Here is an 11,707-nt window from a genome sequence, read left to right on the forward strand (position 1 = left end):
GCGCACGAGGCGGCGGGCGGGGAGCGGCCGTGACGTCATCGACGCACGAACGCTCCCCGCCGCGTCGCGTCAGGCGCGATCGGCTGTGGATCGGTAAAGGCGGGAACGCTCGCCGGCGCGCAGGATGCGCACGGCGTGTCGATGCGCAGCGTCGCACCGGCGAGCGGTAATCGACTACTGTCGTCTGAGTTCATCTGCACTCCTGTCGGTTGCGGAGAATCGGCGCGGGCGATCGGCAACGGCGCGCGCAACGAGGCGCGCGGCCGGACGGCACGCGAACGGAGAGCGCACGCGGCTGGCGCCGCGCGCAACACGAACGCACACGCGCGACGGCGCGTCGCGTGCATTCGACAACATCGAAAATTCGGCGGGAGATCTGGCCCGTGGTCAGGCCGGAAGGGCGCCGCATCCTGCTTCCCGGGATGCGGCAGAAGACGAGGCTCTGCGCGTTTTCCTCAGGCAGCAGTCAAGTTGGCCAGGCACCAACTACAACTCGCATCGGTGTTCACAGAACACTCCATGTAACTAGACGGGGGCGATGGTAATGGCTCGCTGTGCGAAGCGTCAACCCTTTTGTCAGGCGTTATTTCGAGATGCGTGATCGAGTCGGCGCGCGTGTGCAGTCGCACTCGATAGCCCGTCATGAAACAGCCGCGCGCCTGCGATGTCGGCAGGCGCGCGGCCGCGTCGAACGAGGTGCCGGTTACTGGTTCGCGGTCGCGACGGCGGCCCCCGCATCGAGGATGCCCGAGCCTGCCGGCAGCGCGGTGCACGACGTGCCGGCGGCCAGCTTCGCCGCGCGCGTGCCGCCTTGCAGCTTCTGCAGGATCTGCGCGGGTGTGAGGTTGCCGTTCACCGACAGCATCAGCGCGGCGACGCCCGTCACCTGCGGCGCTGCGAGGCTGGTGCCGTTCGCGGGGCCATAGGTGTCCGAGCCCGGCGTCGTCGTGCCGGTGTTCGACGTCGACAGGACGTTGACGCCCGGTGCGCTCAGCGCGACATCGGCGCCGAAATTGCTGAACGATGCGCGGCGGCCCGTCGCGTCGGTCGCGCCGACGGTGATCACGCCGCGGCAGTTCGCGGGCTGGTCGAGCCCGGTCGACAGGCCGTCGTTGCCGGCCGCGACGACCACGGTCACGCCTTTCGCGGTCACGTCGTCGATCGCCTGCTGGAACGTCGTGCTGCATGCGCCGACCCCGCCGAGGCTCAGGTTGATGATCTTCGCGGGGTTCGGATTGTTCGGCACGCCGTTGACGGGAATGCCGGCTGCCCAGCGCATGCCGTCGGCGATGTCGCTCGTCACGCCGCCGCACTTGCCGAGCACGCGCACCGGCAGGATCCGGCTGAGCCACGAGACGCCGGCGACGCCGGTGCCGTTGTTGGCGGTCGCGCCGATCACGCCCATCACGCGCGTGCCGTGCCAGCTGCTGTTGCTCGGCTGGCTGGCGCAGTGATAGTACGGGCCGTTGGCGTTGTCGAGTTCCTGCTGCGTGACCCAGTCGCCCGGATCGGTGGCGTCCGGGCCGCGCGTCAGGCCGTTGTTGCTGGTGTTGACGTTGCTGATGAAGCTGTAGCCTTGCTGGATCAGATTGCCGACGAGGTCGCCGTGTGGCCGGTAGCCGGTGTCGAGCACGGCCGTGACGACGGTCGGCGACCCCTTGGTCACGTTCCATGCGGGCGGCAGGTCGATGCCGGCGGCCGGGTCGGACAGGTACCACTGCTGGTTGTAGAGCGGGTCGCTCGGCGTGTCGCGGATCTGCATCGGGTGATCCGGTTCCGCGTAGTCGACATCGCTGTCAGCCGCGAACGCCTGCGCGAGCGCGGCGGCATCGGTGGCGTCCATGCGCTGGCCGAGCGACAGCACGGCCGCGCCGTTCGAGATCGTGCGCTCGACCTGCACGTTCACCGGCGTTTGCGCGACCGTGCTCGCGTACGCGCGTGCGCTGCCGGTCACCGGCGCCGTCCAGCGCGTCATCGCGCGCTGGATCACCGCGTCGAGTCGCGAGCCGCTGTCGATGGCCGCCATCGCGCGCGTGGCCGCCAGCGTTTTCAGCTTGACGATGAGGTGATCGACCGGCGGCTCGGCCGGCGCGGTCTGCGCGGCCATCTGCACGGCGGCCTGCTGCGACGTGCACGCATTGCCGCCGGACGACGCGGGCGGGGTGGTCGGCGCGGGCGTGGGAGCCGGCGTCGGAGCGGGTGTCGGTGCGGGCGATGCGTTGGACGAAGACGGGTTGCTGCCGTCGCCGCCGCCTCCGCCGCAACCGGCGAGGGGCAGGAGGGCGGCGGCGGACAGCATGCCGGCGAGCATGCGCGCATGTGCGGGGCGCGCCAGCGCGAAATTGAAACGTTTGGCTCTCATGTTGAAACTTGATCCTCGTAGATAACCGTCGTGCCGGCGGTGGCGCCGATCCGGCTGAGCCGGACCTTGTGTTTTTGTCTGACGGTTGCAGCGGGTTGCTGCGACGCGCCATGCACTGGGTAACGGCGTGCGCGGCGGCTTCTTGAGTGCGTTTCGCGAGAAAAACAGGGGGTGCCGCAAACGATTCCGTTGGTGCGTCGCAGCATGAACGCGCGTTTGGAACGACCGGCACAGATGGCACGGCCGAGGCCGTGCGCGGCGCGGTCGGGCGAACCGCGTGGCGCGGCCCGGTTTGCGCGGCACGGAAAACATCTTTCAGGATCGAGCTCGGGCGGAAGGTTGCTTACGCTTGCCCTGATGTGACGCGAATATTGTCGGGCGTAGGATCGCGATTCGATCAACGTTTCGTCAGGAGACATGCATGGATCGCCGTTTCCGTTGTCTCGCCGTCGCGCTGGCCTGTGCGCTGGCCGGCGCCGCGCACGCGCAGGCCCTTACCGGTACGCTGAAGAAGATCAAGGACACGGGTGTCGTGTCGCTGGGCATTCGCGAGTCGTCGGTGCCTTTCTCGTATTCGGACAACCAGCAGAAGAACATCGGCTACTCGCGGGACATCGCGTCGCGCGTCATCGACCAGTTGAAGACGGAGCTGAACCTGCCGAACCTCGCGGTGAAGGAAATCCCGATCACGTCGCAGAACCGCATTCCGCTGTTGCAGAACGGGACGATCGACTTCGAATGCGGCTCGACGACGAATACGCTCGAACGGCAAAGGCAGGCCGCGTTCTCGAACAGCATTTTTCTCTACGGCATCCGTTTCAGCACGCGCAAGGATTCGGGCGTGAAGGACTTCGCGGACCTGGCCGGCAAGACGGTCGCGACGACGGCCGGCACGTCGGACGAGCGCCTGCTGCGCAAGCTCAACGAAGAGAAGGCGATGAACATGACGATCATCAGCGCGAAGGATCACGCCGAAGCGTTCATGAACGTCACGACCGGGCGCGCGGTGGCGTTCGTGATGGACGAGCCGCTGCTGTACGGCGAGATCGCGAAGGACCGCAATCCGGGTGCGTACACGGTCGCGGGCACGCCGCTCGTTCACGAAAACTATGCGTGCATGATGCGCAGGGACGATCCGGCGTTCAAGCGCGTCGTCGACGGCGTGATCGCGAAGATGCAGACCTCGGGTGCGGCCGAGAAGCTGTACGACCAGTGGTTCATGCGGCCGATTCCACCGAAGGGCGTGAGCCTCAACTATCCGCTGTCGGCGGAGATGAAGCAGCTGTTCAAGAATCCGACGGATCAGGCGCAGTACTGAGCACCGCGTCGTGGCGATATCGTGCCACCCATGAAAAACCGCCGGCACATGCCGGCGGTTTCGCTTTGCGGCCCCGCTCGCTCGTGCGTCGAGCGTGCGCGTCAGGCCTTGATTTCAGGCCCGCGCGCGGCCGGCCGTGCCGGCGCCGCCGGGGCGGGAGCGGGCGCCATCGAACGCGCCGAAGGTTGCACCGGCACGATCACGACGACCGGTTCCGGCATGGCCCACGGCGCCATCGCGAATCCGACGGGCTGCGGCATCGGCATCGCGAATGCGTTGGCGAGCGCGATGTGCTGGAGCGCCATCATCTGCTGCTGCATCGCGACCATCTGGGCCTGCGCCGCCTGCATCCGGTACTGTGCAACCTGCATTTGCCGTAACGCTGCCGCGGGCGGCAGGCCGCCCGACGACGTCTGCATCTCGAAGCTCGCGCCGCCTTGCGGGCTGTGCCAGCTCCACGTGCTGACCTTCATCGGGCCGACGGCCGTCTGGACGACGCGCGTTTCGGCTTTCACGGGCACGGCCTGCCCGTCGACATTGACGAACATCGGTTGGGCGACGGCCGGCGCGCCGGCCTGCCCGGCCAGGGCGAACACGGGCGCCAGCATCAGCGCGCCCGCCGCCATATACGAACGGAATCGCATCTTCGTATCTCCATCAAACGAGACTGATCGAATCAACAATGACGTGTGGCTCACGGAGTGAGCCATCCGAGACGATGCGGCCGTTGGCTTAAATCAGCATTAAAACCGCCGCCGGCGGGCCCGATCGGCGCATGTCGGAACGGGCCGCCATCGGCATTCAACCTCGCCCGTGCCAGGGGCATCCTGTCGCCCGGTGCAACAACAGGCACAATACGGAATTCGCCACCACCGCACGCATGTTCGACATCCGAACATTGACGGTGCGGCACTGCTGCCGGACCTCCTTCCCCAGTCGTCATGAACGCCACGCTCACTCCCGCGCGCGAGTCGAATTCGCCGCGCTTCCTGCTGTTCCTGATCTGCCTGTTCGCATCCGCCGGCCAGCTCGCGATCGACATCTACGTGCCCGCGCTGCCCGACATGGCACGTTCGTTCGCGACCACGCCGCAGGCGATCCAGTCGAGCGTGTCCGGCTACATGGCGGCCTACGCACTGGGCCAGCTGATCTTCGGGCCGATCGCCGACGCATATGGCCGCAAGCGCGTGCTCGCGTTCGGGCTCGTGATCTACACGATCGGCTGCCTGCTGTCGCTCGGCGCACCGAACCTCGAGACGTTCGTGCTGGCGCGCTGCCTGCAGGGCTTCGGAATCGCGACCACCAACCTGCTGGCGAAGGCGATCATCACCGATTCGTTCTCCGGCCAGGCGTTGATGCACGCGTTCACGTACATGTCGATCGCGTGGGGGCTGGCGCCGATCATCGCGCCGGTGATCGGTGCGCACCTGCAGGAATGGTTCGGCTGGCGCGCGTGCCTGGTGTTCCTGCTGGTCTACTCGCTGGCGATGTGGGCGCTGCTGTGGCGCTACCGCGAAACCTTGCCGAAGCCGGTGCATCTCGAGCCGCGCACGCTGATGGCGAACGCGGGCAAGGTGCTGGCCAGCCCGGTGTTCCAGAGCTGCTTTCTCGCACAGGGGCTGTGCTACAGCATCCTGCTGGTGTTCAACATCGTCGGACCGTTCATGGTGCAGACCACGCTGCACAAGCCGCCGACCTTCTTCGGTTATCTCGCGCTCGGCATCGGCCTCATGTATTTCCTCGGCGGCCTGTCGAACCGGATTCACGGCCGCGGGCTGCCGAGCGCCGAGCAACGGCTGCGGATCGGCGCGCGCGTGATGGCGGGCGCGTCGGTCGCGATGCTGGTGCTGGCGCTGACCGTCGGCCTGCGCGTGTGGACGCTCGCGACGCCGGTGCTCGTGATGGGTTTCTGCGCGGGCGCGATGTACCCGACGCTGATGGCCAAGGGCAATTCGCTGTTTCCGCATATCGCCGGCCTGACGAGCGCGATCCTCGGCTGTGCGCTGCTGCTCGTGTCGTCCGCCATGATGGGCCTCGCCGGCTTCGTGTCGATTCACGTGCTGACGCCGCTGGCGGTGTTCTTCGTCGCGTTGTCGTTCATCGTCGTGTGGATGGTGACGAAGCTGCTGCGGTATCTGTCGCGGCAGCAGGCGGCGCCGGTGGTGTGCGGGAGCGGGGAGGCGGCGTAAGCCGCCTGCCGACCGACTCATGAACCGGATTCTGCTGAAGCGCGTCGCCCGCTCCGACGCCGCCGACCTGATCGACGCCAACCGCGCGAGCCGGAGCCATCATCTGCCGTGGGTCGATTCGTTCATCGACCAGGCCGGCTTCGATCAATGGTTCGCCCGCTGCCTGACGGGCCCGAACGTGGGATTCATCGCGCGCGAGCGGGCATCGGGCGCGGTGGTCGGCGTGGTGAATCTCAACGAGATCGTCGGCGGGGTGTTTCAGAGCGCTTATCTTGCGTACTACGGAATGGCGGAGTTCAGCCGCAAGGGGCTGATGACGGACGCGTTGCGGGCGGCGATCGACGTCGCGTTCGGCGAACTCGGGCTGCACCGGCTCGAAGCGAATATCCAACCCGGCAATCATGCGTCGATCGCGCTGGTTCGGCGGCTCGGTTTCAGGCAAGAGGGATTCTCGCCGCGCTATCTGCGCATCGGCGGCGAATGGCGCGACCACGAGCGCTGGGCGCTGCTGGCCGACGACGCGCGCGAAGGCGGCGCCTGACGGTCGTTTCCCGTCCCGTCTCGCGGCGCTTACAGCGGATGCGCGGCGCCTGCCTGCTGCAACAGCGACACGGCAACCGGGTCCGGCAGTCCGTTCGAATCGATCGCCCCAGCCTTGGCCAGCGCAACGAGATCGCCGTCGACGCCCGGTTGCCCGACCACGAACGAGGTGGTCAGGAATGCCGGCGCGGCGAGCGTGACCGCATAGCGCTGCTGCAGGTTCGTGACCACGGCCGATTGCGCGGCCTGCACGGTGTCCGGGCTGTTCATGGCCCGCTGATGGCGCAGGCTGCCCTGGAAATTGCCGATCAGCCCGGCCGTGTTCGTCCCGAGTTGCGCCGCGAGATAGACGAGCATCAGCTCGGTCTCGGGCGTCGTGTTGAAGGTGCCGCCCGCATAGGCGAGCGAATGCAGGCTCGCGCCGCCCGACGCCACGGTGATGACGCACGGCAGCGCCGCGTTGAGCGTGACACGGTAGTTGCCGCCACCGTCCGTCAGCGTCGTTGCCGAGCCAACCGCGCAATTGACCACCACCTGCGCGCTCGCGAGCGCGTCGCCCGTCGCGGCCGTGCCCGATAGCGAGACGGTTTGCGTGTTGTCGTTGAAGCACACGTCGACGCCGAAACAGGCATCGCCGTTGCAGGCCTGGAGGGCGGCGAGCGTTGCAACGCACAAGACGCCCAGCGCGGGGCGGGTGAAGCGCGTAAGGCGAATGTTCATGGTCGCGGGCAATCGAGAGAATGAGGCAGCCGGGCGCGTCGGGGATGCAGCGCTGCTGTCATTCTATGTCGTGAACCGCGGTGCTGCTCGCCCGTTCGGTGTGTCGTAGGCGGGGTACCGCCGGGTAGACGCGTTATGGGTGCGGGGGCGGGCCGGCGCCATGACGTAAGCGAGCAACAGGCTCAGCAGGATGCTGAGCCCGAGCACGTGCCAATGGCTGGCGAGCAGCCGCTGGAAGTGCTCGCCCATGTCCGGCGTGATCCATCGGCAGGTCATGGGGTGCATGCGAGCCTGGTGGCATTCCAGGATGCCGCCGTTTCGATACGCGTCCCACAGGCTGTCGGCGGCATACAGACCCAAGAAGAGCGGGATGATCTGTACGCCATGCCGGAGTAGTTTCCGCTCGGTTTCGGGTGTCATCGCTGTCGGTCGGGAATCGGCCTGCGTCGGTTCGTCGTCGGCGCCCGAATGCAGCGCGTGCCCGGTATTGTCGAACTAATTCACCCCGTCCACAACGATTTGCGGCTTGGCCGGTCCGGTTGAAGGATCGGGCGACTGCACTCGACTTTTCCGCCCAGCCGCCGAAAGCAAATATGCCCGGCCAGTCGGGCCGGCTCGCCCGCTCAGCGCTTGCGCGCGGCCGGCTTCGCGAACGCGCCGCGCACCTCGAAGCCGATCGCATCCGCGACGTTGCCGCGCGCGTCGACGAGTTCGAGCCGGTGCCGGCCCGGCCACGGCAGCCACGCGACGCGATCGGCATGGCCGATCACCTTGTCGTCGAGCCGCCACGCGAACTTCGTCGCGCGTCCGGCCGAGCGCTCGAACCAGATCCGCTGGTTCTTCGGCGGAATGTCCGGGTCGATCGCAAAGATCGTGCCGTCGGTCGGCGCGCCGATCGTCAGCGGCGCGCGCGCGCCGTCCTTGCCCGGCGTGACGGGCGCCGCGAGCCGGATCGTGTCGACCGCCGTGCCCGCGATGAACCACTCGTTGCGAGCCGGCTCGATATCGCGCTCGAACGCGATCCGGCGCGTCTCGACGCCGGCCGGCGCGCGCGGCGCACGGCTCGGCAGGTCGCGATGCAGGTAGCCGACGACGGCCGACCACACGGGCGACGCGCCCGTGACGCCCGACACGTCCCACATCGGCGAGCCGTCCGCATTGCCGACCCACACGCCGACCGTATAGCGCGACGTGAAGCCCACCGTCCAGTTGTCGCGCATGTCCTTGCTCGTGCCGGTCTTGACCGCGGAGAAGAAGCGCGTCGCGAGCGGGTTGTCGAAGCCGAACGTACGGACACGCGCATTGTTGTCGGACAGGATGTCGGTGACGACGAAGCTGGCCGCTTCGCTGAACACGCGCGTGCCCGCGTCCGGCCGCGCGGGCGCCGCTGCGCCGGATGCGGGCGCCGGTGCCGCGGCCGGCAGGTCGACGACCTTGCGTGCGACGCCGCCGTTCGCGAGCGCGCGGTAGGCGTTGGTCAGCGACAGCAGTGTGACGTCCGCACTGCCGAGCGCAAGGCTGAAACCGTAGTAATCGCCTTCCTGCGCGAGCGGCAGGCCGAGCGCGGTCAGCGTGCGCGCAAAACGGTGCGGCGTGACGAGCACCAGCGTGCGCACGGCCGGCACGTTCAGCGAGCCGCCGAGCGCGCTGCGCACGCTCACCCAGCCCTTGAAATCCTTGTCGTAGTTCTGCGGAATGTACAGGCCGCCGCCGGCGGCGAGGTTGATCGGCGCATCGTCGAGCAGCGACGCGGCGGTCAGCCGCTTCTCGTCGAGCGCCTGCGCATAGAGGAACGGCTTGAGCGTCGAGCCGGCCTGGCGCGGCGCGAGCACGGCATCGACGTCGCGCGCGCTCGACAGCGCCCCCGACGAGCCGACCCATGCGCGGATCTCGCCGGTCGCGTTGTCGATCACGACGACCGCGCCGTCCTGCACGTTGCGCCGGTGCGCGGGCGCGTTCAGTTCGGTCAGCGCGCGCATCAGCGTGTCGCGTGCGAAGCGCTGCAGCGGCGCATCGAGCGTCGTGCGGACCTGCGCGCCGGCCGCCGGCTTGACCTCGGCCGCGATGCGCCGCGCGAAGTGCGGGGCGAGTGCGGCGCCGTCGTCGCGTACGGTATTGGCTGGGCGCGCGACGACGAGCTGCACGTAGCCGTCGAGCGACGCGCACGCCTGCCCGGCCTGCATGTCGCGCAGGATTCGGCATGCGCGCTCGGCGATCTTCGCCGGGGCCGCGTTGGGTGCCCGCACGAGGGCGGCGGCGATCGCGGCCTCGCGCGCGTCGAGGCCCGACGGCGCCTTGCCGAACAGCACCTGCGACAGCGCGCCGAGCCCGATCGTCTCGCCGCGAAACGGCACCAGGTTCAGATAGGCCTCGAGGATCTGATCCTTGCGCCAGCTGCGTTCGAGCCACAGCGCGTTCACGGCCTGCGTGGCCTTCTGCGGCAGCGAGCGCTGGCCCGAGCGGCGCGGCGAATCGCCGAGCAGGCCCGCGAGCTGCATCGTGACGGTCGACGCGCCGCGCGTGCGCTCGTTCCACAGGTTGCCCCACGCGGCGCCGGCGATGCCGCGCCAGTCGACGCCGCTGTGTTCGTAGAAGCGCTTGTCCTCGGACACGACGATCGCTTCGCGGAACGCGGGCGATACGTCCGCGAGCGACACCCAGGCGCCGCGCCGTTCGGCGAGGTCGACACGCGTGCGCTGCAGCGGCGTGCCGTCGCGCGCGAGCAGCACCCAGTCGGAGCTGCGCCAGTTGCGGCGCACGTCGTCGTAGCCGGGCAGCGCATGCGCGACGAGCGGCGCGGCCAGCACGACGGCGGCGAATACGCGGCCGGCGAAACGCGCCGGCCGCGGCAAAGCCAGATCGATCATCACGTGCTCGTTACTTGCCCGAGTCGGCCGGCTTCACGGTCATCGGCGGGTTCGGCCACAGGCCGTACACGGACGGCGCATACAGTGCCTCGACGCGCGTCGGCGGCAGGCCGAACGTGCCGACGTTGTTCAGCCGTACCGTGTACTCCACCGAGAATTTGCCCTTCGGCAAATAGTCGTAGTACGCGCGATAGCCGTCGAAGTCGCGCTCGATGAACGCCGGCCACGCGCCGTCCGGCGTTTTCTCGCCCTGCGTCGCGGCTTCGGAATCGCGGCCGAGGCCCGACCCGAGGATCGTCGCACCGGCCGGGATCGGATCGTTGACGGCGACCCACGTCATGTCGCTCTGCGCATCGATGTCGAGATGCACGCGCACGACGTCGCCGCGCGTCAGCACGCCGTTGACGGCCGGCGACACGGGCGTGACGGTCTTCGTGATCCGGTAGCCGGCAGCAAACGGCGCACGCAGCGGCACGGCCGCGAGGCTTTCGACGGTCGCCCACGGGCGGCCGGTGCCGTCCTGCGTGACCGACAGCGTGGCCGGCCCCTGCGACGCACGCGGCCACGGCATCAGCACGCTGCGCGCGGTGGCCGCGCGGGTCGCGGGCGTGGCCGACGCCGACGGCGCTGCCGATGCGGGCGACTCGGCGGGCGCGGCCGATGCCGTCTGCGACCACGAGATCGAGCGCTCGTTGCCGCCGAGCGCAACCTTCGTCGCGCCGGCGACCGGCGTGCTCTCGTAGGTCCGCGAGAAGCGCTCGACCGCGAGCAGGCCGAGCGCGTTCGACGTCGTCGTCTGCCAGGCGCCCTGGCGTTGCAGCGCGAGCAGGCCGGCCGTCACGCGCGGCATTTCATCCTTCCATGCGGGGTCGCCCGCGAATTCCAGCGCGAGGCGTGCGGCGTTGGTCTCGTTGCTGGTCATCAGCCACCACAGGTCGTCGTCGCGCGCGGTCGAGAACACGAGCTGCGTGCCCTGGTACGTCAGGCGTGCCCGCAGGATCTGTTCGACCTGCGCGCGTTTTTCGTCGCGTTGCGGGATGTCCTTCACGCGCGTCAGGATCGCGTGATAGTCGATCACCGCCGACGTCGGCCACTGGTTCGGCGCGATCTCGATCGAACCGAGCATGCGGCCCTGCGCGGCGCCGTAGCGCGACAGCGCCTCGATCGCCGCGAGCTTGCGCAGGTCGCGATCCTGGCGCGGCGCCCACGCGTTGCGCTCGAGGCGGCCGTCGACGAAGCGCGCGAGCCCGGCTTCGAGCTGCGTGCGCAGGTCTTCCGGCAGCGCGAAGCGCGGATCGAGACGGCTGGCTTCGTCGGACACCACGAGGAGATACGACGACAGCGTCGGGCTGCCGTGGTGCGAATCGTCGGACGACGGCGGGAAGTAGCTCGCCAGGCCGTCGCTGTCGAGATAGACGGGCATCCGTGCGATCAGCGCCTGCCATTGCGCGGGGTCGCGCAGGCCGATCGCACGCGAGGCCTGCTGTTCGAGGCAGCGGTACGGATAGCGCTCGAACCAGCGCTTCACGCCGGGCAGCCCGTCGGCAAGCTTCGACTGCAGCGATACCGCGATGCCGCCGCGCGGCAGACCTTGCGCATTGTTCGCGGCGCCGGTCGGGGCCGCCACGGGCACCGTCAGCGTGCCGTCGACCTGCGCGAGCGTCGCCTGCTGCACCGTGACTGGCAGCGCGGGCACACCTTCTGCGCGACG

10 protein-coding genes and 1 pseudogene are annotated in these 11,707 nt (G+C 68.8%); 3 read left to right on the forward strand and 8 right to left on the reverse strand.

The features are described from left to right. Positions 1-35 precede the first annotated feature (35 nt). The 3 genes from JMF86_RS19675 to JMF86_RS19685 all read right to left on the reverse strand — a co-directional run bounded on the left by JMF86_RS19675 (position 36) and on the right by JMF86_RS19685 (position 2,781). Complete coding sequence (locus JMF86_RS19675; protein WP_171984318.1) at positions 36-194, reverse strand: hypothetical protein; 159 nt, start codon at positions 192-194, stop codon at positions 36-38. A gap of 509 nt (positions 195-703) precedes the next feature. Continuing rightward, complete coding sequence (locus tag JMF86_RS19680; protein ID WP_011547553.1) at positions 704-2,362, reverse strand: S8 family peptidase; 1,659 nt, start codon at positions 2,360-2,362, stop codon at positions 704-706. Further along, on the reverse strand, positions 2,359-2,781 hold the full coding sequence (locus tag JMF86_RS19685; RefSeq protein WP_166488160.1) for a hypothetical protein: 423 nt from the start codon (positions 2,779-2,781) through the stop codon (positions 2,359-2,361). The genes JMF86_RS19680 and JMF86_RS19685 overlap by 4 nt, the downstream gene beginning before the upstream one ends. Positions 2,782-2,783: 2 nt before the next feature. Here JMF86_RS19685 and JMF86_RS19690 point away from each other — a divergent pair, with 2 nt between their 5' ends. Next, complete coding sequence (locus JMF86_RS19690) at positions 2,784-3,680, forward strand: glutamate/aspartate ABC transporter substrate-binding protein (protein WP_011547554.1); 897 nt, start codon at positions 2,784-2,786, stop codon at positions 3,678-3,680. A gap of 101 nt (positions 3,681-3,781) precedes the next feature. On the opposite strand, the gene JMF86_RS19695 is transcribed toward JMF86_RS19690, so the two are convergent. Continuing rightward, positions 3,782-4,324: a hypothetical protein gene (locus tag JMF86_RS19695; RefSeq protein ID WP_011547555.1), complete on the reverse strand. Its 543-nt coding sequence runs from the start codon at positions 4,322-4,324 to the stop codon at positions 3,782-3,784. A gap of 297 nt (positions 4,325-4,621) precedes the next feature. Between JMF86_RS19695 and JMF86_RS19700 the strand changes: the two genes are divergently transcribed. Then, positions 4,622-5,869 carry a multidrug effflux MFS transporter gene (locus JMF86_RS19700; protein WP_006478871.1) on the forward strand — a complete coding sequence of 416 codons (1,248 nt, stop codon included), beginning with the start codon at positions 4,622-4,624 and terminating at the stop codon, positions 5,867-5,869. A gap of 19 nt (positions 5,870-5,888) precedes the next feature. Beyond that, a complete protein-coding gene (locus tag JMF86_RS19705) occupies positions 5,889-6,410 on the forward strand; it encodes a GNAT family N-acetyltransferase (protein WP_011547556.1) in 522 nt (173 codons plus the stop codon). A gap of 29 nt (positions 6,411-6,439) precedes the next feature. Here the strand turns inward: JMF86_RS19705 and JMF86_RS19710 are convergent, their stop codons facing one another. The 4 genes and pseudogenes from JMF86_RS19710 to JMF86_RS19725 all read right to left on the reverse strand — a co-directional run. Next, positions 6,440-7,129: a hypothetical protein gene (locus tag JMF86_RS19710; RefSeq protein WP_011547557.1), complete on the reverse strand. Its 690-nt coding sequence runs from the start codon at positions 7,127-7,129 to the stop codon at positions 6,440-6,442. 63 nt (positions 7,130-7,192) lie between these two features. Next, complete coding sequence (locus JMF86_RS19715; protein WP_236593022.1) at positions 7,193-7,549, reverse strand: hypothetical protein; 357 nt, start codon at positions 7,547-7,549, stop codon at positions 7,193-7,195. 203 nt (positions 7,550-7,752) lie between these two features. Continuing rightward, entirely contained in the window at positions 7,753-9,996 is a 2,244-nt protein-coding gene (pbpC, locus tag JMF86_RS19720) for a penicillin-binding protein 1C (protein ID WP_011547559.1), read from the reverse strand. Positions 9,997-10,006: 10 nt separating this feature from the next. Beyond that, positions 10,007-11,707: pseudogene (locus tag JMF86_RS19725) on the reverse strand (alpha-2-macroglobulin); the annotation flags it as partial.

The sequence above is a fragment of the Burkholderia sp. E168m15 genome (assembly GCF_016586105.1).
Taxonomy (GTDB): Bacteria; Pseudomonadota; Gammaproteobacteria; order Burkholderiales; family Burkholderiaceae; genus Burkholderia; species Burkholderia orbicola.

Coding starts and splice junctions, on each gene's coding strand:
- JMF86_RS19675 (WP_171984318.1), bottom strand. CDS start 194: ATGAACTCAGACGACAGTAGTCGATTACCGCTCGCCGGTGCGACGCTG.
- JMF86_RS19680 (WP_011547553.1), bottom strand. CDS start 2,362: ATGAGAGCCAAACGTTTCAATTTCGCGCTGGCGCGCCCCGCACATGCG.
- JMF86_RS19685 (WP_166488160.1), bottom strand. CDS start 2,781: ATGTCTCCTGACGAAACGTTGATCGAATCGCGATCCTACGCCCGACAA.
- JMF86_RS19690 (WP_011547554.1), top strand. CDS start 2,784: ATGGATCGCCGTTTCCGTTGTCTCGCCGTCGCGCTGGCCTGTGCGCTG.
- JMF86_RS19695 (WP_011547555.1), bottom strand. CDS start 4,324: ATGCGATTCCGTTCGTATATGGCGGCGGGCGCGCTGATGCTGGCGCCC.
- JMF86_RS19700 (WP_006478871.1), top strand. CDS start 4,622: ATGAACGCCACGCTCACTCCCGCGCGCGAGTCGAATTCGCCGCGCTTC.
- JMF86_RS19705 (WP_011547556.1), top strand. CDS start 5,889: ATGAACCGGATTCTGCTGAAGCGCGTCGCCCGCTCCGACGCCGCCGAC.
- JMF86_RS19710 (WP_011547557.1), bottom strand. CDS start 7,129: ATGAACATTCGCCTTACGCGCTTCACCCGCCCCGCGCTGGGCGTCTTG.
- JMF86_RS19715 (WP_236593022.1), bottom strand. CDS start 7,549: ATGACACCCGAAACCGAGCGGAAACTACTCCGGCATGGCGTACAGATC.
- pbpC (WP_011547559.1), bottom strand. CDS start 9,996: ATGATCGATCTGGCTTTGCCGCGGCCGGCGCGTTTCGCCGGCCGCGTA.